Here is a 2,619-nt window from a genome sequence, read left to right as displayed (position 1 = left end):
AACATGGTCTGTAGCGCTGAATAGACCTGTTCGACCGGCACCCCCTGCGTTTCCGAGCGCTCGCGGTCCACTTCCACCATCAGTTGGCGCGAGCGCGTGTTGATGGTGGAATTGATCGCCGTCAGCTCCGGGCGCTGCTGAGCTTTGGCAATGAAGGCGCGCACCTTATCTTCAAGTTGCTGGTAAGTGCCGTCGGCCGTACTCTGCAGCCAGAACTCAAAGCCGCCGGTGGTACCCAGGCCCGGAATGGAGGGCGGATTGACCGGAATGGTCACGCCATCCTGGTAGGTCGCAAATTCCTTCTTCCCTTTGGCGATCAGGTCCGCCGCGCTCTCGCCCTCTTTGCGGTCGTGGAAGCCCTTGAGCGTGATGAACATGGTGGCGGCGTTCGCCTTGTTCTGGGAATCGATCAGGCTATAGCCATCCACGGAGGCGACCGAGCTGACACCGGGTTGCCTGGCGTACCACGCCTCCGCTCGCCTGGAGAGCACGCCCGCGCGGTCCAGGCTGGACGCGTCGGGCATGATCACGGCGCCAAACAGGTAGCCCTGATCCTCCACCGGCAGGAACGACGACGGAATCCGCACGAACATCAGCGCGCTCACCGCAATCATGGCCAGGATGATGGCGACGGACATCACGGTCCGCTTGATCACAACCTGNGCGTCAGCGCCACCACGCCGGACAGCACCACCGACACCGCGATCGTCACCGCGAACTGCTTGTACAGCTGCCCGGTGATGCCCGACAGGAACGCCACCGGGATAAACACCGCCAGCAGCACCAGCACAATCGCCACCACCGGCCCGCTGACCTCGTCCATCGCGCGCTTGGCCGCCTCCTTTGGCGGCAGATTGAACTCCTTCATATTGCGCTCGACGTTCTCGATCACCACGATCGCGTCGTCGACCACGATACCGATGGCCAGCACCATGCCGAACAAGGTGAGCATGTTCACGGAGAAACCGAACATGCTCATGCCAATAAAGGCGCCGATGATGGAAACCGGCACGGCAAGAATCGGCACGATGGTGGCGCGCAAACTCTGCAGGAACAGGAAGACGACAAGAATCACCAGGATCACCGCGTCGCGCAGGGTGTGCACCACTTCCGTAATGGATTCATGCACGAACTCGGTGGTGTCAAGGGCGATCTCATACTCCAGTCCCGGCGGGAAACTCTTCTTGAGTTCGGCCAGCGTCGCCCGGACTTGCTTGGCGACATCGAGCGCGTTGGCGCCCGGCTGCTGGTAGACCGCCAGCAGCGTGGCAGTCTTGCCGTTGTAGCGGCTGCGCAGGGAGTAGTCCTTGATGCCAAGCTCGGCCCGGCCGATATCCTTGAGACGCACCAGCGCTGCCTCGCCCGACTGCGCGCGCAGGATCATGTTCTCGAACTCGGCGGGCTCGGTCATCTGGCCTTTGGTCGCGATCGGAAAGGTCTGCAGGACCGGGCCCGTGGTCGGCGACTGGCCGATGCGCCCGGCGGAAAACTGCTGGTTCTGCGCGCTGACGGCCTTCTGGACGTCCTCGGTAGTGATGCCCAGCGAGGCCATGCGATCCGGGCGCAGCCAGATGCGCATGGCGTAGTCGGGGCTGCCGAAAATCGCCGACTGGTTGGCGCCGGGAATGCGCTTGAGCGCGTCCAGCACATAGATGTTGGCGTAGTTGCCGACAAAGGTCTGGTCGTAGCTGTTGTCCGGCGAGAAGATGGCGATGACCATCATGAACGCGGAGGAGCGCTTCTCCACGGAAACGCCCTGCGCCGTCACAGCTCCCGGCAGGGTCGGCAGCGCCAGGTTGACCCGGTTCTGCACGTCCACCTGCGCCAGTTGCGGGTCGGTCCCGATCTCGAAATACACCGTCAGCGTCATGTCGCCCGTCGAAGAGCTCGACGAGTTCATGTACATCATCCGGTCGGCGCCATTGACCTGCTGCTCGATCGGCGCGGCCACGTTCTGCGCCACCACTTCGGCGCTGGCGCCGGGGTACCTGGTGCTGACCGTGATCGACGGCGGCGTGATCTCGGGGAACTGGGCAATCGGCAGCTTGGTCAGCGCCACCAGCCCGCCCACCACGATGATGATCGACAGGACCGAGGCGAAGATCGGCCGGTCGATAAAGAAGTGGGCAAGCTTCATGGCTTGCTCCCGGTGCCGGCCGCGGCCTGGGGCTGGGGTTGCGGCGCGGATGCCGCTGCCGCGCCGGAAGCGGCGGCGGCGGGCGCCTTCTGCCCGGCCGCGGCCCCCACGGGCCGCACCGGTGCGCCGGGTGCGAGCCGCAGCGTGCCGCTGACCACCACGCGCTCACCCGCCTTCAGGCCGGAGCTGACGATCCAGTTGTCGCCGGTCCACTGCCCGGCTTGCACCACGCGCTGCTGGGCCTTGTTGTCCGGGCCCACCACCCATACCTGCTGGCCGCGCGGGCCCTGGATGATGGCCTCCTGCGGCACCGCGATTGCCTTGGTGCGTTCGGCGCCGTGCAGCTTCACGCGCACGAACTGGCCAGGGCGCAGCGTGCCTTCGGGGTTGGAGACCTCGGCGCGGATCATGTAGGTGCCAGTTTCCGCGTTGAAGGCGGCGTCGGCAAAGGTGATCCTGCCGTGGTGCGGGAACTGGCTGCC

At 65.1% G+C, this 2,619-nt stretch carries 1 protein-coding gene and 1 pseudogene; both read right to left on the bottom strand.

Annotation, left to right across the window (positions count from 1 at the left end; all coding sequences use genetic code 11):
- Nucleotides 1–2,137: pseudogene (locus DN412_RS42605) on the bottom strand (efflux RND transporter permease subunit); the annotation flags it as partial.
- Nucleotides 2,134–2,619: efflux RND transporter periplasmic adaptor subunit (locus tag DN412_RS42600; RefSeq protein WP_115216964.1), on the bottom strand; the 486-nt coding region annotated here is incomplete at its 5' end. The gene DN412_RS42600 and the pseudogene DN412_RS42605, both read right to left, overlap by 4 nt.

This window comes from Cupriavidus lacunae (genome assembly GCF_003353055.1).
In the GTDB taxonomy this organism is placed as follows: domain Bacteria; phylum Pseudomonadota; class Gammaproteobacteria; order Burkholderiales; family Burkholderiaceae; genus Cupriavidus; species Cupriavidus lacunae.
This window is presented reverse-complemented; position numbering and strand designations above follow the sequence as displayed.